Raw genomic sequence first — 23,879 nt, forward strand, 5'->3', positions numbered from 1 at the left:
AGAAGTTATTAGATTTGATCGATTACCGATCTCACGGCAGCCAACACATCCTGTCCGAAAGCGACACTACGCTCTGGTGACCAACCGTAGAACTCATCAGGATGGCTAATGTGATCCTTAAATGGCATCTCGATAGTGTAAGACAGGCACTTGAACTGTTCTGCTACCCAGTTAGAGCCAATGGTCAGGTTGGCTTTGCCCGGCTCGTCTTTGTCGTAGCCGTGTGCCACCTGAAACTCAGGGGTGATGGTCAATAGGGCTGCCTTGAAGGCATTTTCCAACGCGGCGTGACGCTCGTTGTATGATGGGATCCCCTCGCTGCCTGCCACAAAGTTATACGGAATCGCCTCGTCACCATGGATGTCGAGGAACATATCTACGCCAGTTTCTAGCATACGTTCACGAACGAGGAAAACTTCAGGGCTTTTCTCCATCGATGGGGCTTGCCACTCACGGTTGAGGTTGACGCCAATGGCATTGGTGCGCAGGTGGCCGCGGATACTGCCATCCGGGTTCATGTTAGGTACGATATGGAAGACGGCTTTATCGAGTAGCGCTTTGGCAACGGTATCGGTATCGTCAAGCAGACGCTGCAATAGACCTTCGATAAACCACTCAGCCATGGTTTCACCAGGGTGCTGGCGGCCAATGATCCAGATGTTTTTCTTCCCATCCGACGGCTCACCAATCTTTAGCAAGCTCATATCGTTGCCATCTAAAGTTGCACCAAGGGTTTCCAGTTTGCAGTTGAATTGGGTTTGGGCCTGGTGTAATAAATCTTGGTGGCGGTCATAGCTGAATGGAGCGAAGTAAGCGAAATACATCGAGCCGTATTCCGGAACCACCTTAAAGCTCAGGGTGTCACCATCAAACTCGGCAGGGATACGGAACCACTCTTCCCGATCATAAGAGGCAACCACATCATAGTCCTGCCACCCTTCAGGATAGGCGGATTTTGCTAGGTTTAAGATTGAAAACTGATGTTGCTGCTGCGGCTGGCTTTCCAGTCGGAAATGGAACCACTGCGAGATGTCTGATTGGTTATCGGCTGGGATAGTCAGTTGGATGTTGTCTGGTGAATCGGCACTGACGATATGGATGTTACCACTTTCGAAATTGCTGAAAATTTTCATTGTTATCAATCTTATGTTTGTTGAGGTGAAAAGAGGTTAGCAATAACTATAGCCTTTCTGAAGCAAATAACTGTTACAGAGCTTTTATAAGCTTATGGGAGGCATTTCAAAACTTCGGTGCGAAAGACAGCACTGGGGTAACATGACCATAAAAATAACGGATAGGAAGATAAAGTGGCTTTTCATTATGTTGCTCGTGGCTTGATCCGCGATGGTGATCATATTCTTTTGGTCAGGGCGATTGGCGATACTATGACGTTCTTGCCCGGCGGACACATCGAGTTTGGTGAGTCAGCACCGGCTGCCTTGGCGCGGGAGCTGAGCGAGGAAGCGTCGATTGAAGCCAATGTTGGGGCTTTTGTCGGGGCGGCAGAAAATGAGTGGTTGCTCGATGATCAGCCCCAAGCAGAGATAAACCTGCTCTTTGATGTTGAAACAACCTTATCTTACCGGTTGCCAGTGGTCTCGAACGAAGCCCATCTTGAGTTTTTCTGGGTACCTTGTGGAGAAATTGGCCAATGGAACCTATTTCCTGAGTCTCTTCGCTCACTGGTGAAACAGGATCAAACACCTGAACAAGCATTTTGGGGTTCAGGAATCCAACAAAAATCAGTGTGATTGCTCTCTATTTTGAGAATTTGTGTACTTTAACTGAGTTATTTGGCCTTGTTTGTATAATGTGTGAGCAAACGAGCGTTTTAGGGGTTTACACAGGCCAGTAAGCTTTATAATATACGCCGCACTTACGGAGAGATGGCTGAGTGGTTGAAAGCACCGGTCTTGAAAACCGGCATACGTTTGTAGCGTATCTAGGGTTCAAATCCCTATCTCTCCGCCACATTCTAAAAGTTTGACCAAGGTTGAGCTTTACAAAGAATTGGAGCGGTAGTTCAGTTGGTTAGAATACCGGCCTGTCACGCCGGGGGTCGCGGGTTCGAGTCCCGTCCGCTCCGCCACTACAACGAAGCCTCGTCAGAAATGACGGGGCTTTTTTGTATGCGTTTGATATGGGCGTCAGTTCAACGAACTGATGAGTCCCGCTGGAGCGCCAGCCCGAACTAGGCGTCCCCGCCGTTCCGCCACTACACTGAAGGCTCAGTCGAAAGACTGGGCCTTTTTTGTATGTGTTGAATTTTGCGTCAGTCCTACGGACTGATGAGTCCCAGACGGTCGCGTCCCCGGTGGTGCGCAAGCCCGAACTAGGCGTCCCCGCCGTTCCGTCACTACAACGAAGCCTCGTCATTTCTGACGAGGCTTCGTTGTCTCGGAGGTTAATCCCAATCAGTAGGGCTAGGATTGCTCAAGAAACTGAGCGAGTAGCGCCTCACCTTGCTGCTGGTTAAGGTATCCAGGGACTGGGTAGGTACCGTGGGCTTCGGCAAGCGCGCGTTTGGTGATCAACGGGATCTCATTTTCTTTTAGCTCAGGGAAAGAGGTCGGGATTTCCAGTTGAGTGTTAAGGTTGCTGACCGCTTCGATAAACTCCTCTGCGGTGTTAAGTCCGATCACTTCGGCAAGTAAAGCTAACCGCTGCTCACAGTAAGGTTTCAATAAGCTCAATACTTTGGGCAACAACACGGCATTAGCAAGGCCATGGGGGATGTTGTACATGCCTCCGAGCTGATGGGCGAAGGCATGGACATAGCCGACGTAGGCTCGGGTGAACGCACAGCCGGCTTCATAAGAGGCGATAGCCATTTGCTCTCTGGCCTCTAGATTATTCCCATCCTCAAAAGCGGCGGTTAAATGAACGAAGATCTTCTCAGTCGCCTGGGTGGCATACTTATCGGTCAGCGGGGTGTGGTAGGTGCCAATGAATGATTCAACAGCGTGAGTCAGTGCATCCATACCGGTTGCAGCGGTAATGGGCTTTGGTAGGCCTATCATGAGTTTGGGATCGATAAGCGCAAAGTCAGGCAGTATCGCCGGATCGACAATCGCAAACTTCTCCCGTGCGCTCGGATCAGACACTACTGCAGCGACAGTTGCTTCTGAGCCTGTGCCTGCCGTTGTCGGAATGGCCATAAATGGTGGCAATTTCTTCCTGATCTTCAATTTTCCAGCCAGTTTTCGCACAGGCTTGTCCCGCACCACTTTTGCTCCAATGGCCTTGGCACAATCAATCGGCGATCCCCCGCCTATAGCAATAATGGCATTGCATTGTTGATCTCTGAACAAATCTGCGCCCACCGCCACATTGGCGATGGTCGGGTTGGGTTTGACCTCGTCATAGATGACAAACTCAATGCCTTGTGCTTTTAGTGAGTCGCAAAGTGAAGCTGTTAAGCCGAGGGAGTGAATCATCGCATCGGTAACGATTAGCACCTTTTGTGCCCCTTTCGAGGCCATTAAGGCACCCGCATTGGCCACGCTATCGGCACCCATTTCCAGTTGGGGGAACGGAATCGTAATTAATTTGTTGAGCTGTTTATTGATTCCGACAACTGTTTTGTAGAGCAACATAGTAAACATCCTTTTAAACACGTGTTTGAATTATAATCAGGTTTGACTATGCGTGTATGGGATGTGCTTCATAGTTAAGCAAAAATATGATGCCATATGCTTATTGGCTATTGGCTATTGGCTATTGGCTATTGGCTATTGGCTAACAGTTCTGCCAAAGGACAAACTTGCGCAGTCAGCCTGTTGTTACGATATAGGTAACTTTTGGTACTTTGGCTGCCATCGCTGAATGACTTGGTAATTTGATAGGGGGTTCCTTTGGCAAGGTGCCAGAGAAAATGCTTGGTAGCACTATCGAAGATTTTACCGGTATCCGATTCGCTATGCTCGGTCAGGGGAGAGTGGAAGGCAAACTGAGTCAAAGCGATAGTCTCACCGTGGTCTAAGCGTTGTTTTTCGACATGCTCAAAGCCAAATTCATGCGCGATTGGAGCTATGCCACCGGGCAGCATGTGGGCGGGTATGATTAATGTGGCTTGAGAGAGTGGCATCTTTTTTCCTATCTGTTTTTTATTATCGTGGCACAGGCTGAAGGTGAATGCACTGCGAATTTCTTCATTGGCTGCCACACTGTAAGTAAGTCAGCTTAGGGAAAAAAGCGATGAAGAGACGGCACTTTTTGGCATTGTGGTCGATGCTGTTCGTGAAACCTATTTGGGCAAAACAACCTTATACAGCCACTCCGTCACAGGCTGAAGGACCATTCTATCCGGTAGTGCCCATTCCGATGAGAGCAAACTTGATTTTGCAGGAGCAAGGTTTAGCTGGAAAGCCGATAGCGTTGCTGGGGCGCATATTGGACGCTCAAGGGCAGCCGCTATCTGGCATCAAGATAGAAATTTGGCAGTGCGACGGTGAAGGGATATACGATCACCCGCAGCAGCCGAATAACCAAGAATTTGACCGCCATTTTGCTGGCTTTGGTGCAGTAGAAACGGATAAGGAAGGCCAATATCAGTTTCGCACGATACACCCTGTGCCTTATACCGGCCGGCCGCCACATATTCATGTAAAGCTTTGGCGAGGGGCCAAAGAGCTACTGACTACCCAACTCTACCTTAAAGGACAAACCGGTAATGAGTGGTGGGGAGGGCGAGAGCGCCAGTATCTTCAGTTTGAACCCAAAGTCTTATCGAGTGACGTTGTCGGTGAATTTGATTTTATTGTCGCGATTTGAGCGGTTATCTCTCAAAATCTGGAAAGGTGATGCTATTGTGAGCAGTCGGGCTTTTAGGGTATTTACAACTCCCAACGGGCTCTATATTATACGCCGCACAAAGGAGAGATGGCTGAGTGGTTGAAAGCACCGGTCTTGAAAACCGGCATACGTTTGTAGCGTATCTAGGGTTCAAATCCCTATCTCTCCGCCAAATTTTGAAAAAGCCCAGCAGAGATGCTGGGCTTTTTTATACCTGTAGCTCGGTACAAGTTTGTTTAGGCCTGCCAGCTGAGCGCTGTCTACAACAATACTATTGGTATTTAGCTAGCCATTTCGTAATACGAGACTTGTCACGCTCCTCGTATGCTTCAATTGCCGGCAACAGTTCTGGGCTGAAGTCTTCTTCATTATCATTACTTACCGCAGTCAAACGCATTGTGTACCATGCCGTGACTCCTCCTTGAGGTGGTGACTCGAATTTTGGAAAGTCAGTTATAACATCAGCACCGCTTACCCACTGATTGGGTAGAGCTGGCTTGAGTACCAATATGCGCCCCAATCCTACTGAGTCTAACGCACCAGAATTTAAGGCGTCTATTGCCTGAGTTCTGGTTTTAAAGCCTCCAGTAACCACTAGCGGAATTTTCGTGATGCTCTTAGCTTTTAACGCAAAGTCGATGAAGTATGGGCCGTTTGATACGCTGTCATAGCTGGATTTTGCTCCTGGGAAATATGACCCTCCACTTATCTCAATCAAATCGATAGAAGTCTTGTCTAGGATACGAATGACCTCTAAAGCGTCTTCTTGAGTTAAGCCTCCTTCTAATTGATCAGAAGAATTTAGCTTAATTCCTATAGGAAAAGATCGACCAACCACCAGTCGGATTTTTTCAATGATCTCCACAATAATCTGACTGCGTGCTTCTATTGAACCTCCGAACTGGTCTTTTCGGCGATTGAATAACGGGGAAAGAAACTGACTGAGTAAAAAACCATGACCGGCATGAACCTGAACACCTGTGAATCCCGCCTCTTTTGCTATTATCGCTGCTCTGGCATACCTCTCTGGCAGTTGCGATATTTCATCTTCTGTCATACCTGAGCATTGGAATTCATTGATCTCAAGGGGGGATGGCCCTTTCGGGTGGCTAAGGGGCTGATACGCAAGCCCTCCCGCATGACCTAACTGAGGCCAGATATGGGCTTCATTAATCGACGCCCTAGAGGTTAATTTTTGTAAATCCTTTAGGCTCGATTGATGGCTTAAAACCAGATTCCCTGGATTTTCAGGAAATCGAGGATCGATTTGGACTTCTCCAACTACCGACAGTCCTATACCACCCTCAGCCCATCGTTCATAGAGCCGACTTTGAGCATCCGTCGGGTTACCTTCTCCATCCGCTAATGAATCCGACATAGCTGATTTTACGAGACGGTTTTTGATGATTGCACCGCATGGGAGTTCTAAAGGGCGACTGAGTAAGTCGCAATTGTTTAATTGCTGAATCATTTCTATCTCCGATAGACCCGTATTTATAGTAAGGCGTTATTTCATCGCGATAGAGACATTATCAACCAACTTAACTAAACTAAAAACGTGCTAAAAATTCAAATACTATTAAAAATAAGTTAATAATGAATACGTCAGATCTCAATCTGTTCATTCGAATAGTCGAAACGGGCAGCATTACAGGAACCGCAAATCAACTGGGCCTTACGCCTGCTGCGGTCAGCTCTGCGCTTAAAAGGCTGGAAAATCAGCTTGGTATCCAACTCTTTATTAGAACGACAAGGCAGTTAAGAATCACCCCGCAAGGGGAGCAGTTCCTGTTTCATTGCCGTAAGGCACTCGAGAGTTTAGATCAAGGTCGAATAGCGGCGCATCAGGCACAAGGTACTGCCAGCGGTACGTTAAGGCTTTCTGTCTCATCTGACTTAGGACGCAATATTCTCCTTCCTTGGATAGATGAGTTTCTGGAAGAACATCCTTTATTGTCGATCGATTTGACTGTTGGTGACTTCATCTCAGACTTTTTTCTGGAGCAAGTTGATATAGCGCTTCGGTATGGCAAACCAGAAGACTCAACGATGATTTCGTTTCATATTGCTACGATGAAAAGAGTCACCTGCGCGTCTCCGGCTTATATATCGACATACGGTGAACTCACTCATCCTGAAAATTTGCGCGAACATAACTGCTTATTACACCGTCGTGCAGGCCGCCTTTTTAACAATTGGGCGTATAAGGACGATATCGGGTCATACAAAATCAAAGTGAACAGCAATAGAGTCAGTAATGATACCGATATCGTGAGGCGATGGGCTGTTGAGGGCAAAGGTATCGTGTATCGCGCTCTGATAGATGTCTGTTCAGACCTACGCAGTGGGCAACTCATATCGCTCTTACCCGACTATGAATCACCGTCGGTTGAACTACATTTGATTTGCCCGACCAGAGAGCAGGTTAGTCCTGCAGTGATTGCTTTTAGAGAGCTACTAAGGGAAAAAGTTGCTCAAATGATCGATTAATGGTTTTCGGTACAATGCTGTGCAGTCAGATGTTTTACCATCCGCCATAGTTTCATTGCTTTTGGATCAAATAAAAAGCCCGCAGCTCTTACTGCGGGCTTTGTTGTATTCATTAATCGGCTATTACCTTACTGAGTCACTGCCTTTTGCTCAGTCGCCACGCTTTTGCTTACCTGCTTTTTTTCAAAGCGGGAGATCCACCACCAAGCAATACCCGAGAATACCGCAGTCATAAAGACGTTGATGAAGAACGCACGGACCAGGTTAACGCCAGTTGGGAAGGCTGATGCCGTCATGCTTACAACGAAGATCACAATCAATACTGAGACAATGCCCATACCTACTTTGCGAGAGCCCATGCGGAAGTCACGTGGGGTATCGTCATACTTCCAGCGGAAAACGAAGTAGGCTGCCATGATAAAGATTGGCGGTAGCATTGCCGTACCTGCTGTCAGGTTGATGGCTTGGTTCATCATGTCTTGTACAGACTCTGAACCAAAGCCGTTAATGACCAGCATTACAACAACGAATGCGAACTGCCACCAAGCGGCGCGAACCGGTACACCGTGCTCGTTTAGCTCGGTAGTTTTTTCACCGTAAACACCTTTTGGAATTTCAGAGAAGTGGATTTTCACCGGAGCGGCTGTCCACATCATCATCGAGCCAAACATCGCGATAAACAGGATGATACCGACAAAGCGGCCAACTAGAGCTTGTGATATTTCGAAGTAGTTTGCCATACCGGTAAAGATTTCGACCATACCGCCAGCGTACGTCAGATCTTCTCGGGCTACGAAGACGTTAACCAGAAGTGAGCCGACAGCGTACATCGCACCAATCAGAATACCGGCTGCGATGATGACCTTGATAAAGGCTTTCTGGCCGCCTTTTACATCTTTCAGGTAAGCCGCCGCCGTTTCAGCACCGCCAGCTGCTTGGAAGATCCAACACATGATACCCAGCGTTGCCCAGTTAATGGTTGGGGTCATTGCTTCCATAGTGATTGGCTCTGCAGGGGTGTAATCGCCACCGAGTGCCATCAATGCGCCGAGGACGTAGATAGCGAACAGGGCAAACACACCGTAAGCAACAATTTCAGAAATCTTGCCTAGCCAAGTCGCCCCTTTGGTTGAAATGTGGGTAGCGGCAGCAAAGAGTACAATCGAGATCATCGAGGTGACCATTGGCGAGAAGGTGTATTCGTAACCTAGCATGGCGTAGGACGCATAGGCGATCACGTTTGGCAGTAGCGAGACAAACCAGAACAGGTTCACAAACCAATAAAGGAAAGAGCCAAGGTAAGCCGCTTTGGTGCCCAGTGGCTTTTTCAGCCAGTCATACATACCCGATTCCGAGTTTTTATTGGCTGAAACAAATTCAGAAATAATGAAGACGAACGGAATGAAATAGACAACGGTTGCCAGCAAAAAGATAGGTGCAGAGCTCAAGCCCAGCTCGATGTTGTTGTTTACGATGTTGCGTACGTTAAAGACGGCAGCAAACGTCATCGATAGCAAAGCGAACTTGCCAATCGTGCCGCGTAAGGATTCAGACATTGTGTCCTCCGTTATTGTGTCTGTTAGGACCTGATGTTGTGTGGTTATACCTAAGTAACCTGGAGGTGCCCGAAGGTTACTTGGGTATAACAGCACTTGGCTGTGCTGTCCATTAGCTCAAGCGCATTATTCTTGCTGTGTCGCTGTATCCGTCTTGCGGTATCGGTGTCGCGATGGGGTAGAGAAAGCCACATTGGGCTTTCTCTACCGCTTTACTTACTCGGTTTATTTCATGGCCAATGTAGGTGCGGCTTCTTTCATCCGCTCTTCATCACCGAGAGATTTCTCGTACTGGCTGTATTTCCACCAGGCGAAGCCAAGGAAGATCACGATGCCACCCACGTTGTAGAAAATGATGGTTATGATGTCTGCACCAGTCGGGAAGGTTGAAGCAAGGAATCCGACAGAGAAGATACCGATAAGGACCGACACCACGGCGATGCCCAATTTGCGCGAGCCCATTTTGAAATCACGCTCCAGATGGTCGAGTTTCAGGCGTAGGTTCAGATAAGCGATCATGATGAACAGTGGTGGAAGCATTGAAGCTGCCGCGGTCATATTGATCACCGTATTCATCAGGTCTTGCGCTGTGTCTGAGCCCAGTGTTGGGATAATCATCAGTGGGAAGACAATGGCGTACTGCACCCATGCAGCGCGGGCTGGAACACCGTTTTCGTTCAGTTCAACGGTCTTCTTACCAAAGATGCCCTCTGGGATTTCTGAGAAGAAAATTTTGACCGGTGTTGCTGTCCACATCAGAAGTGAGCCAAACATCGCGGTGAAGGAAACCAAACCGACAAAGCGGTTCATCAGGATTTCCGGCAGGCCGAAGTAACTCGCCATGCCTTCGAAGACCTGTACCGAACCACCGGTGTATTTCAGCTCTTCGCTTGAAACGAACACGTTGATAAGAATCGATGCGACCGAGTACAGCGCTCCGATGATGATACCGGCGACGATGATCACTTTGACGAAAGACTTTGAGCCGCCTTTGACGTCGTTAACGTATACCGCGACGGATTCGGCACCACCGGCAGCCATGAAAATCCAGGTTGTAATACCAAGGAATGCCCAGCTGAACTCAGGGATCATCGCTTCAACGGTGATAGGATCTGCCGGTTGAACGCCACCGAACAGCGCCGCACCTGAGAGCAGGATGTAGGACATGGTCAGCAGCAGCATCAATGAAGATGTGACTGACGTGATAGGGCCCAGCATTTTCGCACCGTTAGTCGAGACATAGGTGGCGAAGGCAAACAGGATCATGCTCAGCGCAGTGGTGGTGAACGGTGTCAGGATATATTCGTAACCGAGGAAGGCGTACGACGCATAGGCGATAACCCGGGGTAGTAGCGACGTAAAGAAAAACAGGTTAACGAACCAGTAGGTGTAAGCAGAAATAAATGCCCAGCGCCCTCCTAGGGAGCTTTTCACCCACGCATAAACACCAGCCTCTGAGTCTTTGTTGAGCGAGACAAACTCAGCAATGATCAGGCAGAACGGAATAAAGTAAAAGAGCGTGGCTAGGAAGAACATTGGCGCCGACGCCAAGCCAATCTCAATGTTGTTGTTGATGACATTGTTGAAGCTAAATACTGCTGCAAATGTCAGGGATAGCAAGCCAAATTTGCCTATCGTATTACGTTTTGTATCAGACATTTTTATCTCCGAAGAGTCACGTTATATCTAGGGTATTGAAGGGCTGCCGGCCGTAACCGGGCCCTTCTGTTATTATTTTTTTGAATGTCTTTTTTACTTATTTAGGAAGTAGCCATCTTCGATGGTCACTTTCAGTACGACCTTGCGCACCCGGTTATCACCACAGAAGCGATACGCCTTGCTGTTGTTGAAAATGACGACTTGGCCTTCGCACAGTTCACGGATTTCGCCTTGTCCTGTTAGGTGCTCGCGGTCTGTTTCATCGCGGTAGGCTTCAACGGTTTCAAGCTCTGATTTGTCAGCGAACTCAACGGTTTCACGGCCTTCCAGGTAGTAGTGGACATCGAAGTAACGGCGGTTGCCTTCAAAAGTTTCGGTATGGCGGGCAACACCGTCCTCAACCATGTAAACCAGTGAGTCGCCGATGGAATACATCACGCCATCTTTGATGTTGGCGATGTTTTCAATGGCTTCGACACAGCGGTTCCATTTACGGCCATCGCGGTATACCACTTTGAATTGCTCTAGGCTCTCTAGCACGATCATGATTTACGCCTCGTTTACGGATTGTGTTAGTTCGGCTGGGGCGGTAAAAAAGCCGTTGCCAAAGTCATGGTTTGCCATCGCCTGCGCACTGCAATCTCCGGCCTGTAAAGGCAGCAGGGTTAAGCCGTAGCGGAACTCATCCATGTAGACGCGGTAAGAATCAAGTACCTCGCTACCCCAGGAGTTGGAGCCCAATCCCATCAGCTTGTGATCAAGGTTCAGGGTGATGTAGCCGCTCTTTACCAGCTCGATAGTGTGCTGGGCTTGATGCAGGTTCTGGTTGGTGTAGAACCACGCGCTGAAGTTGATTTCTTGCTGTGGTTTCACCAACAAGCCAGCACCGTGGCGGTTGGTGAGCGCAGCCCAGCGAACGTGCTGTCGGTTACCGTTGTTCTGCGGAAACGGGTAGTTCTCGAACATATCGGCAACAGTGCTCTGGTAGACATCTATCAGGTTCGCCTGCTTGCTGTCCTGGTAGTTTTCTTCAGGGCCGCGGCCGTAGTATTTCACCTGGTCAAAGTCACCGTTGATCCCCAAGTCCAGGCCGATAACCGGAATGACATGTGGGTAATCACCGTAGCGTTCACCGCTTAACTCAATGTTGAGCTGGCCGTCAGCGTTGATTTGGTAGCGATATTTACAGCACATACCGAAATCAAATACCGGTGGGGCAACAATGCTGGTGGTGGTGATTTCGATGCAGTCCGCATGCTCTGTCACGTCAATGGTGCGGAAGTGCTCCTGCATAATTTGCAGGTGAGCGGGCTCCCACAGGCCTTCGTGCTCTTGCTTGTGGTTGTCGATCATTGGCTTGAAGAAGTTCAGCTTAGGCTCTGACTGGATAAGTTCTTCACCGTTGACAACCCAAGAGGTCAGCTTGCCGTTGATTTTCGAGAAGCTCAGCGCAAAGTTATTGCCTGTGATCAGCGTGCTGAGGCGGCTCTCTTCCACCCTCAGCGGAGTGGCATTGTGATTGACAAAGCTTGATTCAGTTGCTGTGTTTTCTTTCAGCTGGTACTGATATACCGCAATTTCATGGTTGGCTTCGCTATATAGCGTGCGGCTGTCTTTGCGTACAGTGAAGTTGATGAACACTTCGCGCTCGTCCAATTCAGGGATGGCGATAGTGATTTCGCGGCCAGAGTTTGCTGCAAGATCTTCAATCTTGAACTGTACAGTACGCAGGGTTTCACCTTCGGCACGGATATCGGCGGTAATGGTGTAATCATTGAGATCGGAGAACCACAGTTTGTTCTCAACCAGGAATGTACCTGCCTGCTCATCGATAGCGCGGATTTTCACTGGCGCAATCACTTGCTTATACTCTTTCAGGCCCGGCCCCGGTGTTTGGTCTGGGTAGATCAAGCCATCCATGCAGAAGTTGTAGTTGTTCGGGTAGTCACCGTAGTCGCCACCGTATTTGTAGAATTCGGTGCCGTTTTCATCGCGGGCGAGAATGCCGTGATCACACCATTCCCAAACGTAATGACCCTGGATGTGGTCATGCTGGTAGAACACGTTTTGGTATTCGGTCAGGCCGCCCGGCCCGTTACCCATGGCATGGGCGTATTCACAGATGATGCGTGGCTTCTCGTGTGGGTGTTCTCCGAAGTAATTCATCAGCTGGGCACGGGAATACATGGTTGAAATCACATCGACCACTTCCGCATCGCGATCTTCTTCATAGTGCACCAAACGGGTGTTATCAATCGCTTTGGTTGCTGCGGTCATTGAGCGGATATTGCAGCCGTAACCGGATTCGTTACCCATTGACCACATAATGATGGACGGGTGGTTTTTCTGGGCGTGAACATGGCGCACAGCACGGTCGACGAACACGCTTTCCCATGCCACGTCATTGGTGATACGGCTAAGATCGCCGACATTGGCAAAGCCGTGGGTTTCGACATCGGTTTCAGCCATCACGAACAGGCCGTAGATGTCACACAGCTCGTAGAAACGTGGATCGTTAGGATAATGCGCAGTGCGGACCGAGTTGATATTGTGCTGTTTCATCAGGATCAGATCTTTTTCGATGCGATCCATGCCTACAGCACGGCCTTTGAGGTGGTCGTTGTCATGGCGGTTGACACCGTGAAGCATGACATATTGATTGTTGATGTAGAACAGGCCGTCACGCACTTTGATATCGCGGAAGCCGACACGCTGCGGGATGATCTCCACGGTGTTGCCGAGGTTGTCTTTCAGCGTCAATACAAGTTGGTACAGGTAAGGGTTTTCGGCTGTCCAGTGGGTCGGGTTATCGAGCTCGATAGCAAACTGTGTCTGTGATTTGTCATCGATAGTTAGGTGGGTTGCACCTTCTGCAATGGTTTGCCCCTTATCATAAAGCGCATATTCCAATGCATAGCCGGATGCCTGAAGTGCTGATAGGTTTTCAATCTCAGCCGTGCAAGATAGTGTGGCTTGTTGGTAGTTATCGGCAAAATCAGTACGAACCGTGAAGTCTTGGACGTGGACCTGCTCTTTACCGACAAGGTATACATCGCGGAAGATCCCGGCAGTCCACCACATGTCCTGATCTTCGATGTAGGTCGAGTCGGCCCATTGCATTACCCGGACTGAAAGTAGGTTGTCACCTTGCTGAACATATTGGCTGACATCGAACTCGGCAGTTAGTCGGCTGCCCTTGCTGAAACCAACATATTCGCCGTTAACATACACTTCGAAGTAGGTTTCTACGCCATCAAACTTAATGATGGTTTGTTTATCCTGCCAGTTTGCGCCAAGCGTGAATGTACGCTGGTAGGCACCGGTCGGGTTATCCGTCGGAACGAAAGGCACATCGATCGGGAACGGGAAGCCCTCGTCGGTGTATTGCAGATCACCGTGGCCTTCCATTTGCCACATGTTAGGTACCGTGATTTGGCCCCAGTCGGTCATTGGACGCGAGTAGAACTCTTCGGGTACCAGTAACGGGTGATTAAAATATTGGAACTGCCATTGGCCGCTAAGCAACATGAAGTGGCTGCTTAGTTCACGCTGGAAAGTCTGAGCGCTAGCCAGAGAGTTGTATGAGAAAAAGTATGCACGAGGTGCAAGACGGTTCTCATGTAGGTGAAGGAAGTTTTCCCAATTGTTCACGAAATGCCTCCGGTTCGATACCGATGTATTTTTCTGCCATGACCAGGATGTTGGTCAGGTAACTTGCGAATCAGTTTAGTAAAAGTTTTACTAAATAGAATCGGTAAAAGAAAGATGCTTTAACTCGATCACGGTTTTAACTGTTCTATAGCTCAATAGTGTGATGGTGATTAAGAAAATTCAGGAGGGTGATTTTTAGCAAAGAAAGGTTTTATTGCGTCAATGGTTTACCGTACAGAGGGACGGTTGGCGTGTGGTTTTGGAGGGAGGTAGAGCGTGGATAGGTTAGTAGAGATAATAAAAAAGCGCTGATATTCAGCGCTTTACGGTATTTTCTGGAAAGGGGTTATTTTGTGGTATCGCGCAGCTTTAGCTTGCTTGGCACATATACCTGCAGAGGTAGTGTTCTACCATCGCGGATTTTCTCAACCAGCAAGTTCACCCCTTGAATGCCCATCATCTCCGAGTGAATGCGAACGGTAGACAGTGATGGGAAGGTAAACTTCGCCGTTGGGATATCATTAACACTGATTAAGGCAATGTCATCAGGGATCCGCAGGCCGTGTTCGTGAATAGCCCGCAATACGCCAATGGCGATTGAATCTGACGCGACAAACAGCGCTGCCGGATAATCAGCGCTAGCGAGCATTTTTTTCGCCAGCTTGTAACCGGAAGAGCTAGTAAACTCTCCCCGGTAGATATCATTGTTAGAGACAACACCTTTGAGCTGGCCGTATTCGGCAAACGCTTCTTCGCGGATATCAGCTACGTCCGGTAAGTCTTGTCCACCAATAAAGCCAATGCGCTGGTAGCCTTGTTCAATAAAGAAGTCCGTGATTTCCTTGCTAACTCGGGCCAGATCGATATCGACAGAATCATGCGAAGAGTTGGTATCACTGAAATCGACAAAGCAGATGTTGTCCGAAAGTGTTTTTACTTTCTTGAGCACTTTCGAGCTGTTGCGACCGACTAAAATAATACCGCTCACCTTGCTGTGCTCATTGGATATTTCGCCGTTATAGCAATTGGTTAGCTCAATACCTAACTTGCTACATTGGGTTTCAATACCATATCTAATTGAGAGGTAGTAAGGGTCATTAACTTCAGCTTCTTGCTTGTAGTTATAAACAGCCATGAAGTGCTGTTGCTGCTTCTTGCTGGCTGCTGATGCTTTGGAGTTACTGGTTTTGTATTCCAGCTTTTCTGCAATCTCGAGAATTCGGTGTTTGGTTTCTTCTTTAACGCTTAGTGTTGGGTCATCGTTGAGTACCCGTGATACCGTCGCCAGAGATACTCCCGCTTCAGTCGCGATGTCTTTCAGTGTCGCCATTTACTTGTATCCATTGGCAAGGCTCACTCACCGTGAGCGGTCTATCAATCCTGTTATTGTAAACAAACTACCCTGTGAAGTTCTACGTTTTACTAAAATCATTTCAAATTAACCGTGGGTCTATGAGTAACCGAACAATCAGGTTGCTGCGTCAGTGTGCGTATAGGTCAAAAAAAGAACGCGAGAGCTTGCCATCTTTGCGGCTTCTGGTAAGTTAAAGTTGTTTTAGTAAAATTTACTTGATAAGGAAATGTACAATGGACACTATCGCTTACTCAGACTTCGCTAAGCTGGAAATCCGCACCGGTAAAATTATCGAAGTGGCCCGTCACCAAAACGCCGACAAACTTTACATTGTCCAAATCGATGTTGGTGAACGTACCCTGCAGACGGTGACCAGCTTGGTGCCTTACTACACCGAAGAAGAGCTGATGGGCAAGCAGGTAGTCGTGCTGTGTAATCTGGCCAAAGCGAAGATGCGCGGTGAAACATCTGAGTGTATGCTGCTATGTGCCGAAACCGATGACGAGTCGGAAAGTGTATTGCTGACCCCTGAGCGTGCGATGCCGGCGGGGATCAAAATCGTTTAAGGTACCTTGTAAGGAAATGGTGATTGATGCGGGCTAATGAGCTTATCTCTGAGTGGCTTAAACAAGATGAAAACAGGCGCAATGCACTTGAGTGCGTTCAGCTGCTGAACTTACCTCAATGTTACTTAGCGGCAGGGTTTGTCCGCAATTTGGTGTGGGATCACCTGCATGGCTATATTGAGCCCACACCGCTCAATGATCTAGATGTGGTGTATTTCGACCCAGATGAAGACGATCCCAGCCTGTATCTTGCTTATGAGCGCCGGTTGGCAAAAATGCTGCCTGGGTGCCAATGGCAGGTGCGAAACCAAGCATTGATGCATCATCGTAATGGTGATACTCCCTATCTGAGTACGCTGGATGCCATGAGCTACTGGCCTGAGAAAGAAACAGCGGTCGGTGTTCGCCGTAACGGCTTCGGTGAGTATGAATGGATTGCTGCGTTTGGTTTTGAGTCCTTGCTTGCATTGTACCTTACGCCAAACCCCAAACGTCCCTTGTCACTTTTTACTGAGCGGGTAAACGGCAAAGGGTGGCTTGAACACTGGCCCAAGCTGCAAGTGAAATAGGTTCATAGATTTAGGCCTGAGCTTATCCCAGAGACCGATAAAATAATCCCCTCAGCCGACAAGGTCAGAGAGGGGAAGTAAATCAGGCCGTTAGCACAACCTTACCTGTCGCTTGTTTGGACTCAAGGCGCAGGTGGCCTTGGCTGACTTCCCAAATACTGTACTGGCTCTCGTCAACAATGGGTTTGATCTGGCCTTCATCGACTAATTTGGCTATATGGGTAAGGATTTCGCCGTGGGCTTTGCGGTTGATGCCATACACCAGAGGTATTGGCATCAGGACACTGTGGAAGCTCAGTCCTTTAAGGGCAACCTGAAGCGGATCACTGATCGGCAGGATAGTCGCCACTTTACCGTTATAGCGGGCAGCCTTGAAACTGTTTTGGATGTGGTCCCCGGCAATGGTGTCGAAGATAGCGTCAAAGCCTAGCCCATCAGTTAGCTGCTGGGTGTAATCCTCTACCGATTGCTGCTCGGCATTGATCACATGGTCGGCACCTAGGGTGTGGGCAAGGTCGATATTCCTACCGAGTGAAGTGGTGGCAACGGTTGTGCCCAGCACTTTCGCAAGTTGTACCGCAATGTGGCCGACACCGCCGGTTGCACCGTGGATAAGCACATTGTCACCGGGCTTGATATGCATTTTACTTACCAGCGCTTCCCACGCGGTAATCGATACCAGTGGCAGAGCAGCGGCTTCGCGCATAGAGAGTGTTTGAGGCTTGTGCGCCATCAAATCAGCATCAACCAGCATGTACTCGGCCAGCGCTCCTTGTGTACCGGCAATGCCGCCAGCACAGCCATAGACTTCATCGCCGACCTTGAACTGTTCAACGCCTTCACCGATTTCAACAATGATACCGGCAACATCACCGTGTAGGATCTCCGGTAAGTTTGCTGACCATGGGGTTTCAGCCGAGCGGAGCATGGTATCAAGCGGATTGACACTGGTCGCCTTTACTTCGACCACCACATGGCCTGCTTGTGCTTTAGGCTTGTCGCGCTCAGCCAGTTGGAAAACATTGGCATCGCCCAGTGATTTAATAATCATCGCTTTCATTGTATTACCCTCGTGTTTGTAAGCGGGGTCCATACTAATGATTGCGATAGATGCAAACCATGCGCTGTTCAGCAAGTGTATTTTGCTTTTTAAGCAATAGTATTAACGTTATTTAGATGTATACGCTGGTAGAATAGTGAGTCTAAATAGAGGCACAAGATGATTAAACGACTGCAATATTTCAATGCTGTGGTGGAAACCGGCAGTATTTCTGAAACCAGCCGGGTATTCGATGTACAGCCTTCTTCCGTTTCACGCCAATTGGCGGCGTTGGAGGAAGAGCTCGGCGTAAGGTTGATTAACCGCAATACCCGAACCGTATCGCTTACCGAGGCCGGACAGACTTTCTATAGCTTCTCGCAGCATATTGTTGCTAGTCTCGATGAGGCGCGCAGAACCATCAATGATTTGCAGGATATTCCAAAGGGAAAGCTAGTGGTCAGCTCAACGGTGGGATATGGCGAGGCTGTTGTGCTGCCATTGATCAATGCGTTTCGCCAGCGCTACCCCGAGGTTGAGATCCGCCTTGAGCTGAGTGAGCGAGTTACAGATCTGATAGAAGATAATATTGATGTGGCGATCCGAAGCGGTGAGCTGGCGGACTCTTCGTTGGTGGCAAGGAAACTTCAAGATAATGACTTTATTCTTTGTGCCAGTCCTGAGTACCTCAAGGCTGCTCCAGAGCTTGTCTCTCCGACTTCATTGGCTGGGCAGCAATGTATTAGGTATGGCTATGCAGGATGGCAGCACTGGTATCTGATGGGGGATGACTTGGAAAAGCTCAATATCGGCACTGGGCTTGAAGTGAATACAGTTAATGGCCAAAAGCAGCTACTGCTTAATCATTGTGGTATCGCACTTATCCCTTACTGGGCCGTGGCCAATGAATTGGCGGATGGTCGGTTGAATAGAGTTTTGGCGGATTATCATTTTAGCCCACAGGCGACCCCAACCGCGACGTATGCCATTTACCTCAAGCGGGAGATGGTATCGCCCAAAGTGCGGGTGTTTATCGACTACCTGATTGAGAAGATACATGGCGAGAAGTTACACGGCAAGAATAGCTGATATAAAGGGATTACATGTTTACGATTGAATTAGCGACACCGAGCGATTCCCCCCAAATAGGCACAATGATTTACCAAATGGAATGTGAGCTGTGGGGAGATGACGTCGAGCAGCTCTGCCTGCAAACATTCATTGAAACCAGCACAGAGCTGATGAAAGATGACAGGTATTGGGTCTTCAAAGCCGTTGATGCCAACAGAGATATGGTTGGCTTGCTGACGGTTGGCCAAAACGCCGCGATTTTTGCAGGCGGTTATTTTGGTGAAATCATGGAAGTCTACATTTCGCAGGATCTGCGCAGTAAAGGCGTTGGCGCTGCATTGGTTGAGCATGCCAAGGCGTTTTCTATCGCCAAGGGGTGGAAGTATTTGGCTGTCGGTGCCCCGTCTCAGCCGGCTTGGAAGAAAACCTTACAGTTTTATCTGAAGTGCGGGTTTACAGAGGTTGGGCCAAAGTTAGAAATGCCACTGTAGAGCTAGGCGGTTGGCTATACTCAGAAGGCATCATGAACATAACTGTTGAAGGTGATGATTCTATGGCTACTGATTTTGACTCCTTGCTACCAGAGCTTAAAGAGTTTTCGATACCGGATGCCCCTTTTAAAGTCGTTGATCCTACCGGTTTGCCCGACGATACCCGTAAAGCATTCGATAATTTCTTAGCTGGGACGACCTTGCCGCAGGCATTTTGCGTGTATAGTCACGATTACTCGCAGTTTTGCAAATTGGTTCGCAATGGCGAAATCAATATTAACTGACTGTGGTATATCGAAACTGGATAGTACAAAGGCCGCGGTTGCGGCCTTTTATACCTGTAACTTAAAAAGAAAACGTCACGCTAGTCGTACGTCCCGGCTCTACGATGATGTTGTTACGGGAGTCGTAGATTTCAAACCCTGAACCGTTGGTTTCCTCAATATCGTACTGCGTGGTACAGGTGTACCCGACAGCATACTCCCCAGCATACACGTCGTTGAAGCTAAACTGAGCCTGCAAACCGGCAGGGTCTTCAATCAAAGGGACGGCAACCGCAGCAGATTCTTTCGGACGACGTTCACCGTCATTGCCTAGCCTTGGAGTATGGAAACCCAGCATTTGCTGTTCAGTGGTATCACCGCGGTAAAGGTAGACAGCATCGACGGAATCATAGTTGTTCTCATGACACAGGCTTTGGATGGAATCGATATCGATGGTGCCACGAATATGGCCTAGTCGCTCTGGGATATCATCGACATGGACGATTTCGAAATCTTTGCTGCTGAGGAAACGCCAGTCATGGTTTTTGTTGTACTGCAGTGTCTCTTCCAAGTTAAACCAGAACGCGAGGTTGTTGTAACCTTTATGCACTGTAAATGGCTGACTGACTAAGCGTCCGGTCGGGCGGGCATTCTGTGGCGGACGGGCACCGGCACACGAACCTTGGCTAGGCGAGGTCAGGTGAAGATAGCTACCGTCGATATCCCGCACATGTGAATCGTAGTCTATGTCGACTTGTGTGCCGCCCTGTTTTTGACCGTTGATATAAAGGCACATTTGATAGTCGCCCGGTGACATTTTAAGCCCCTGGAAAAGCGGGTAGGCATTGTCACCGTTGGCATTCACGACATCGATCATGCGCAGTTCATTCGCCTCTTCTTCAAAGGTTATGTGGTACGCTTCGCATTCACCGGTTTGATCGCAGGTAGCGTCGTTGCCACTGCCACCGACTTTCTTCAGGTAGACATAGTTGAAAGCAATAACCGCTTCGTCAACGTCACTGAGGCACTTGCCATGATGACAAGTTGAATCGCTATAATCGCTTGTGATATCGAAATTTTTGTTCACGCTTGTCGGTGAGTCAAGCTGGTTGATTACACCAAAGTTAAGGGTTGCATCGGTTGGCGTCGGTGCGCCTCCGTTACTATTGTCACTGCTATCAGAGCCACAGCCAACAAGGGCGGCGCTTATAATTATCGGTAGAAGTAAATTGCTGCTTTTCATAATAAAACCTGCCATCTGCTTTTTTGCGGAAGATACAAAAATATGGCGAAAGCAATGTCATCGGACTGTCAGGTGGGGAGGAATTGGAGCGGAGATTAACAAAGAGAGAAAATTCCGGCATAAATTATGCTGATTTAAAGCTGTGTATTTCTAGGTTCTCTGTAAAGGAGAAATACAATGAAACTGTCCAGTATTGATATGCCTGCCGTCCATGAGCTGCAAGCCCTTGGTTATACTAAGCCAGAGTGTTTGGCCATTATTGAACGTGAGATTTACCGTCTCAGCTCGGTCGATCGCTCTAAACTTGACTCTCTTTGCTACTGCGAACACCTCAAAGAAGAAGAGGCGTTAGACAAAATACGAAGTGTTAAACGTACTCGGTTCTTCCAATATATCCAACGTTTTGTATTCCTTTGAACGTTCTACTTTCCCTTATTGATGTTAGCTCTTTCCTCTTAAATTGATTCCTATTTTGCAAATGCTGATGCCCACACTCACTAAGGTGAGCTGGGCATCACCAACTATACTCTACTCACGTTAAATAGCGTGATTGTAGAGGTATCTAATGACTTTCCTGATTTCATGGCAGCTTTATCAAGGTCGGCTGCATCCGGTACTCGCACACTTCTCTAAATTGACTGAAGAACAAGACAAAGCGTTGATGGGGCCTGAAATCAAGTTGATTGGTCGCTGGCATGATTTGGTGAGTGGGACGGGGGTGTGCATCGTGGAGTCCGACAGTGCAGAAGCCGTTACTGCCTATGCACTGAAGTGGAATAATGAAATGGATATTACGGTGCAGCCCGTGGTTGACGATGCGATGGCCCGTGAAATGGGTGAGAGGCTTTCGCTCTAACCGTTCCTAGGTGTTCGCGAAAGCCGTAAAAAAGCCTTCCTCATTCCGCTTCAGGCGAAGTGGTGACTAGGTGGGAAGAGGAAGGCTGAAGGATTGCTCAAAATGCCGGTTGTCCTGTTTGGTGTTGAGCTGGCTTTGATGCAGCATCAAAATTGATTGGATGATCTTGGTGCCTAGCCCCATTGCGCCATGGGGGGCATGCGGGTCGATGTCATTTTGCAGTGAGATACCCAGTCCAATGGGTTCGGGGTTGATAGTGAGTTGTACGGTACTGGCTGATGGTGCGTGCCTAATGGCGTTGTCGAACAAGTTGGTAAACAGCCGTTGTAGTAACTGCCTGTCGCCGAAGACCGCATCATGCTTGGGAATATTTAAGGCCAGCTCGACCTGTTTTTTGCTCGCCACAGGCTGCATGGTATCAATGACATCCTGAAGTATATGGCCAAGCTTCAAGGCTTCAAATTTCGGCTCGGTGAGTACGGATTGCTGGCGGGCGATATCAATTTGCTGTGATAATAGCTCAGATAATTTCAAGGCATTGCGCTGGGCGGTGTTAATCAGCGGATCGGGCTGGGTGGCCTGAATCTGCCAGGTCTCAAGGTACCCCAGCACACTGGCAAGCGGGGTTTTGAGATCATGGCTGAGTTGTACCAGCAGTTCGTGGCGTTTTTGCTCTTGTTGTTGAAGCTGGAGGAACTGCTGCGAAATAGTGCGTGCCATAAGGTACATCTGCTTAGCGATGGGTTTAAGCTCTGCCACATTGAGCATGGCTTCGGGTTTTAGGCGATAGCCATTTTCAGCCTGCGTCTTAAGATCTTGTGCGACTTGCCTTATAGGGCTGAGTAAGGTTGTTTTGGTGAGTATATATACCGTTAAGCTGAAACCAAGAACAAGCACTAAAGCGGCCGAGGAAACCCAAGCTACCGGAGAATGGAGTATTGAGTCGATATCGCTGAATTTGGCTGCAAGGGCGCGCTGTTCACTACCAATCACTACGTACAAATAGCCGAGTGTTGCATTACCTTGCGTTATTGGCGCGACAGAAAAGACTTTCTGGCCTGAAGCGTTGCGCGGATCATCGCCTAAGATAGGAAAAGGCTTACCAGCGAGGAAAGCGCGTATCGGTGCGAGGTTTACCTGTTGGCTAATCACTTTCCCTTCTGGTGCAGCATGGCTTTTGATATTACCGTCGTTATCGAGAAAGTAAATCTCAAAATCAGGGCCTAGTAGCATCAAGGTGTGGAATATAGATTTCAGCGCCTTGGGGTTGTAGTTGCTGCCTTCCATTAAGGGGCTATCGTCCCGCATATGCGCTGCCAATTCACGGTGCAGGTTCTGCTGTGTACGTTGCTCAACATAGGTTTGTTGGTAATTGAACAAACTGCCAATCACCACGATGGATAGCAAGAACCAACAACCAGTAAGAAGGACAAGCCTGGTTTTAAAATTCATAGCAGCCTCTTTAGAGTATTGCACCTGCCATCCATTTTCAGGCCTCAAATTTGTATCCAACGCCCCACACGGTGTGGATGTATTTGTGCTCTTCATTGCTGGCGTTGAGTTTGGTTCTTAGCCGGTTAATGGTGCTACACACTGTATGGTGGTAACCGGAAAATTGAGTTTGCCAAACGGCTTCGAGTAACTCATCTTTGCTGTATACCCGACCCGGCTTCTTAGCCAAGAAATGCAGTAAGGTAAATTCAGTGGCGGTAAGGGAAATAGCATCGTTCTTGAGCTCAACTTGATGGGTGGCAGGGTTGATGATCAAGTCACCAAAGTTCAATATATTAGCGCGACTGTCATCGTGCGCTTGAGTGGCAAGTTCCGTATCATTGGCAGCCTCTTTGCTAAAGTTCTGGCGGCGTAGCATCGCCCTGACTCTTGCTTGGAACTCCAGCACGCTAAAGGGCTTGGTAAGGTAGTCATCCGCCCCAGATTCTAGCCCTTCCACTTTGTCCTTTTCGGTATCCTTCGCCGTTAGCACCAGCACCGGTAACCATGGCTGGCTGCCGATTTGATGCTGTCTGATCCCTTGGCACAGGCTCAAACCGTCACCGTCTTCCAGTCCGCGGTCGAGCACCATAAGATCAAAAGGGTGCTTTGCCAGTGCGAGCTTTGCCTGCTGTAGGCTAGTTACCCGAACAACGTCGTGTCCTTGGAAGGACAGGTGCATGTTGATTAGATCAGCAAGATCATTGTCATCTTCTACGATGAGGATCATAGCGGCTGGTACCTGTTTTTCTGCAAGCGTCATTGTGATACCCAATCATCTGAAGG

General features: G+C 48.6%; 23 protein-coding genes and 3 tRNA genes. 13 read left to right on the forward strand and 13 right to left on the reverse strand.

The genetic code is table 11. From position 1 onward, the window contains the following. Nucleotides 1–8 precede the first annotated feature (8 nt). The gene (locus L4D79_RS10275; protein ID WP_428650887.1) at nt 9–1,133 is read right to left on the reverse strand and encodes a M14 family metallopeptidase; all 1,125 of its coding nucleotides are present in this window, start codon (nt 1,131–1,133) and stop codon (nt 9–11) included. A gap of 174 nt (nt 1,134–1,307) precedes the next feature. Here L4D79_RS10275 and L4D79_RS10280 point away from each other — a divergent pair, with 174 nt between their 5' ends. The 3 genes from L4D79_RS10280 (at nt 1,308) to L4D79_RS10290 (ending at nt 2,089) form a co-directional block, all read left to right on the forward strand. Further along, nucleotides 1,308–1,751 (forward strand): NUDIX domain-containing protein, encoded by a 444-nt coding sequence (locus L4D79_RS10280; protein WP_428650889.1) that lies wholly within the window; start codon nt 1,308–1,310, stop codon nt 1,749–1,751. A gap of 129 nt (nt 1,752–1,880) precedes the next feature. After that, nucleotides 1,881–1,971 (forward strand) — tRNA-Ser (locus tag L4D79_RS10285). Nucleotides 1,972–2,012: 41 nt separating this feature from the next. After that, a tRNA-Asp gene (locus L4D79_RS10290) sits at nt 2,013–2,089 on the forward strand. A 334-nt stretch (nt 2,090–2,423) separates the two neighbouring features. Here L4D79_RS10290 and L4D79_RS10295 read toward each other — a convergent pair. Next, nucleotides 2,424–3,596: an iron-containing alcohol dehydrogenase gene (locus tag L4D79_RS10295; protein WP_428650892.1), complete on the reverse strand. Its 1,173-nt coding sequence runs from the start codon at nt 3,594–3,596 to the stop codon at nt 2,424–2,426. A gap of 128 nt (nt 3,597–3,724) precedes the next feature. Then, nucleotides 3,725–4,087 (reverse strand): hypothetical protein, encoded by a 363-nt coding sequence (locus tag L4D79_RS10300; RefSeq protein WP_428650895.1) that lies wholly within the window; start codon nt 4,085–4,087, stop codon nt 3,725–3,727. 110 nt (nt 4,088–4,197) lie between these two features. Between L4D79_RS10300 and L4D79_RS10305 the strand changes: the two genes are divergently transcribed. Both L4D79_RS10305 and L4D79_RS10310 read left to right on the forward strand, forming a co-directional pair. Beyond that, complete coding sequence (locus L4D79_RS10305; RefSeq protein WP_428650898.1) at nt 4,198–4,773, forward strand: dioxygenase family protein; 576 nt, start codon at nt 4,198–4,200, stop codon at nt 4,771–4,773. Between the two features lie 102 nt (nt 4,774–4,875). Continuing rightward, a tRNA-Ser gene (locus L4D79_RS10310) sits at nt 4,876–4,966 on the forward strand. Between the two features lie 99 nt (nt 4,967–5,065). Here L4D79_RS10310 and L4D79_RS10315 read toward each other — a convergent pair. Then, nucleotides 5,066–6,265 (reverse strand): NADH:flavin oxidoreductase/NADH oxidase family protein, encoded by a 1,200-nt coding sequence (locus tag L4D79_RS10315; protein ID WP_428650901.1) that lies wholly within the window; start codon nt 6,263–6,265, stop codon nt 5,066–5,068. Nucleotides 6,266–6,390: 125 nt separating this feature from the next. On the opposite strand from L4D79_RS10315, the gene L4D79_RS10320 reads away from it, so the two are divergent. Beyond that, nucleotides 6,391–7,284 (forward strand): LysR family transcriptional regulator, encoded by an 894-nt coding sequence (locus L4D79_RS10320; RefSeq protein WP_428650904.1) that lies wholly within the window; start codon nt 6,391–6,393, stop codon nt 7,282–7,284. A 128-nt stretch (nt 7,285–7,412) separates the two neighbouring features. Here the strand turns inward: L4D79_RS10320 and L4D79_RS10325 are convergent, their stop codons facing one another. The 5 genes from L4D79_RS10325 to ebgR form a co-directional block, all read right to left on the reverse strand. Then, a complete protein-coding gene (locus tag L4D79_RS10325; RefSeq protein ID WP_428650907.1) occupies nt 7,413–8,840 on the reverse strand; it encodes an amino acid permease in 1,428 nt (475 codons plus the stop codon). A gap of 225 nt (nt 8,841–9,065) precedes the next feature. Further along, a complete protein-coding gene (locus L4D79_RS10330; protein WP_428650910.1) occupies nt 9,066–10,499 on the reverse strand; it encodes an amino acid permease in 1,434 nt (477 codons plus the stop codon). A 93-nt stretch (nt 10,500–10,592) separates the two neighbouring features. Beyond that, nucleotides 10,593–11,045: a beta-galactosidase subunit beta gene (locus tag L4D79_RS10335; protein WP_428650913.1), complete on the reverse strand. Its 453-nt coding sequence runs from the start codon at nt 11,043–11,045 to the stop codon at nt 10,593–10,595. Nucleotides 11,046–11,048: 3 nt separating this feature from the next. Then, nucleotides 11,049–14,150: a beta-galactosidase subunit alpha gene (gene ebgA, locus L4D79_RS10340; protein ID WP_428650916.1), complete on the reverse strand. Its 3,102-nt coding sequence runs from the start codon at nt 14,148–14,150 to the stop codon at nt 11,049–11,051. 346 nt (nt 14,151–14,496) lie between these two features. Next, a complete protein-coding gene (gene ebgR / locus L4D79_RS10345; protein ID WP_428650919.1) occupies nt 14,497–15,480 on the reverse strand; it encodes a transcriptional regulator EbgR in 984 nt (327 codons plus the stop codon). 257 nt (nt 15,481–15,737) lie between these two features. Here ebgR and L4D79_RS10350 point away from each other — a divergent pair, with 257 nt between their 5' ends. Beyond that, complete coding sequence (locus tag L4D79_RS10350; RefSeq protein WP_428650922.1) at nt 15,738–16,070, forward strand: tRNA-binding protein; 333 nt, start codon at nt 15,738–15,740, stop codon at nt 16,068–16,070. A gap of 26 nt (nt 16,071–16,096) precedes the next feature. Then, nucleotides 16,097–16,639, forward strand: coding sequence for a nucleotidyltransferase family protein (locus tag L4D79_RS10355; RefSeq protein ID WP_428650925.1), 543 nt, complete (start codon nt 16,097–16,099; stop codon nt 16,637–16,639). A gap of 82 nt (nt 16,640–16,721) precedes the next feature. Here L4D79_RS10355 and L4D79_RS10360 read toward each other — a convergent pair whose 3' ends face one another. Further along, nucleotides 16,722–17,699 carry a zinc-dependent alcohol dehydrogenase family protein gene (locus tag L4D79_RS10360; RefSeq protein ID WP_428650928.1) on the reverse strand — a complete coding sequence of 326 codons (978 nt, stop codon included), beginning with the start codon at nt 17,697–17,699 and terminating at the stop codon, nt 16,722–16,724. Between the two features lie 159 nt (nt 17,700–17,858). Here L4D79_RS10360 and L4D79_RS10365 point away from each other — a divergent pair, with 159 nt between their 5' ends. Genes L4D79_RS10365 through L4D79_RS10375 form a run of 3 tightly spaced genes read left to right on the forward strand, consistent with a single transcriptional unit; the run spans nt 17,859 to nt 19,524 of the window. Beyond that, nucleotides 17,859–18,767 (forward strand): LysR family transcriptional regulator, encoded by a 909-nt coding sequence (locus tag L4D79_RS10365; RefSeq protein ID WP_428650931.1) that lies wholly within the window; start codon nt 17,859–17,861, stop codon nt 18,765–18,767. 14 nt (nt 18,768–18,781) lie between these two features. Beyond that, complete coding sequence (locus L4D79_RS10370; RefSeq protein ID WP_428650933.1) at nt 18,782–19,240, forward strand: GNAT family N-acetyltransferase; 459 nt, start codon at nt 18,782–18,784, stop codon at nt 19,238–19,240. 32 nt (nt 19,241–19,272) lie between these two features. Further along, nucleotides 19,273–19,524, forward strand: a complete 252-nt coding sequence (locus L4D79_RS10375) for a hypothetical protein (protein ID WP_428650936.1) — start codon at nt 19,273–19,275, stop codon at nt 19,522–19,524. Between the two features lie 61 nt (nt 19,525–19,585). On the opposite strand, the gene L4D79_RS10380 is transcribed toward L4D79_RS10375, so the two are convergent. After that, complete coding sequence (locus L4D79_RS10380; protein WP_428650939.1) at nt 19,586–20,746, reverse strand: hypothetical protein; 1,161 nt, start codon at nt 20,744–20,746, stop codon at nt 19,586–19,588. Between the two features lie 177 nt (nt 20,747–20,923). On the opposite strand from L4D79_RS10380, the gene L4D79_RS10385 reads away from it, so the two are divergent. After that, the gene (locus tag L4D79_RS10385) at nt 20,924–21,163 is read left to right on the forward strand and encodes a hypothetical protein (RefSeq protein ID WP_428650942.1); all 240 of its coding nucleotides are present in this window, start codon (nt 20,924–20,926) and stop codon (nt 21,161–21,163) included. Between the two features lie 148 nt (nt 21,164–21,311). Beyond that, nucleotides 21,312–21,602: a DUF3303 domain-containing protein gene (locus L4D79_RS10390; RefSeq protein ID WP_428650944.1), complete on the forward strand. Its 291-nt coding sequence runs from the start codon at nt 21,312–21,314 to the stop codon at nt 21,600–21,602. Between the two features lie 66 nt (nt 21,603–21,668). Here L4D79_RS10390 and L4D79_RS10395 read toward each other — a convergent pair whose 3' ends face one another. Both L4D79_RS10395 and L4D79_RS10400 read right to left on the reverse strand, forming a co-directional pair. After that, on the reverse strand, nt 21,669–23,054 hold the full coding sequence (locus L4D79_RS10395) for a histidine kinase dimerization/phospho-acceptor domain-containing protein (protein WP_428650946.1): 1,386 nt from the start codon (nt 23,052–23,054) through the stop codon (nt 21,669–21,671). Nucleotides 23,055–23,091: 37 nt separating this feature from the next. Then, the gene (locus L4D79_RS10400) at nt 23,092–23,856 is read right to left on the reverse strand and encodes a response regulator transcription factor (RefSeq protein WP_428650949.1); all 765 of its coding nucleotides are present in this window, start codon (nt 23,854–23,856) and stop codon (nt 23,092–23,094) included. Nucleotides 23,857–23,879 lie beyond the last annotated feature (23 nt).

The sequence above is a fragment of the Photobacterium satsumensis genome (genome assembly GCF_050336935.1).
In the GTDB taxonomy this organism is placed as follows: domain Bacteria; phylum Pseudomonadota; class Gammaproteobacteria; order Enterobacterales; family Vibrionaceae; genus Photobacterium; species Photobacterium satsumensis.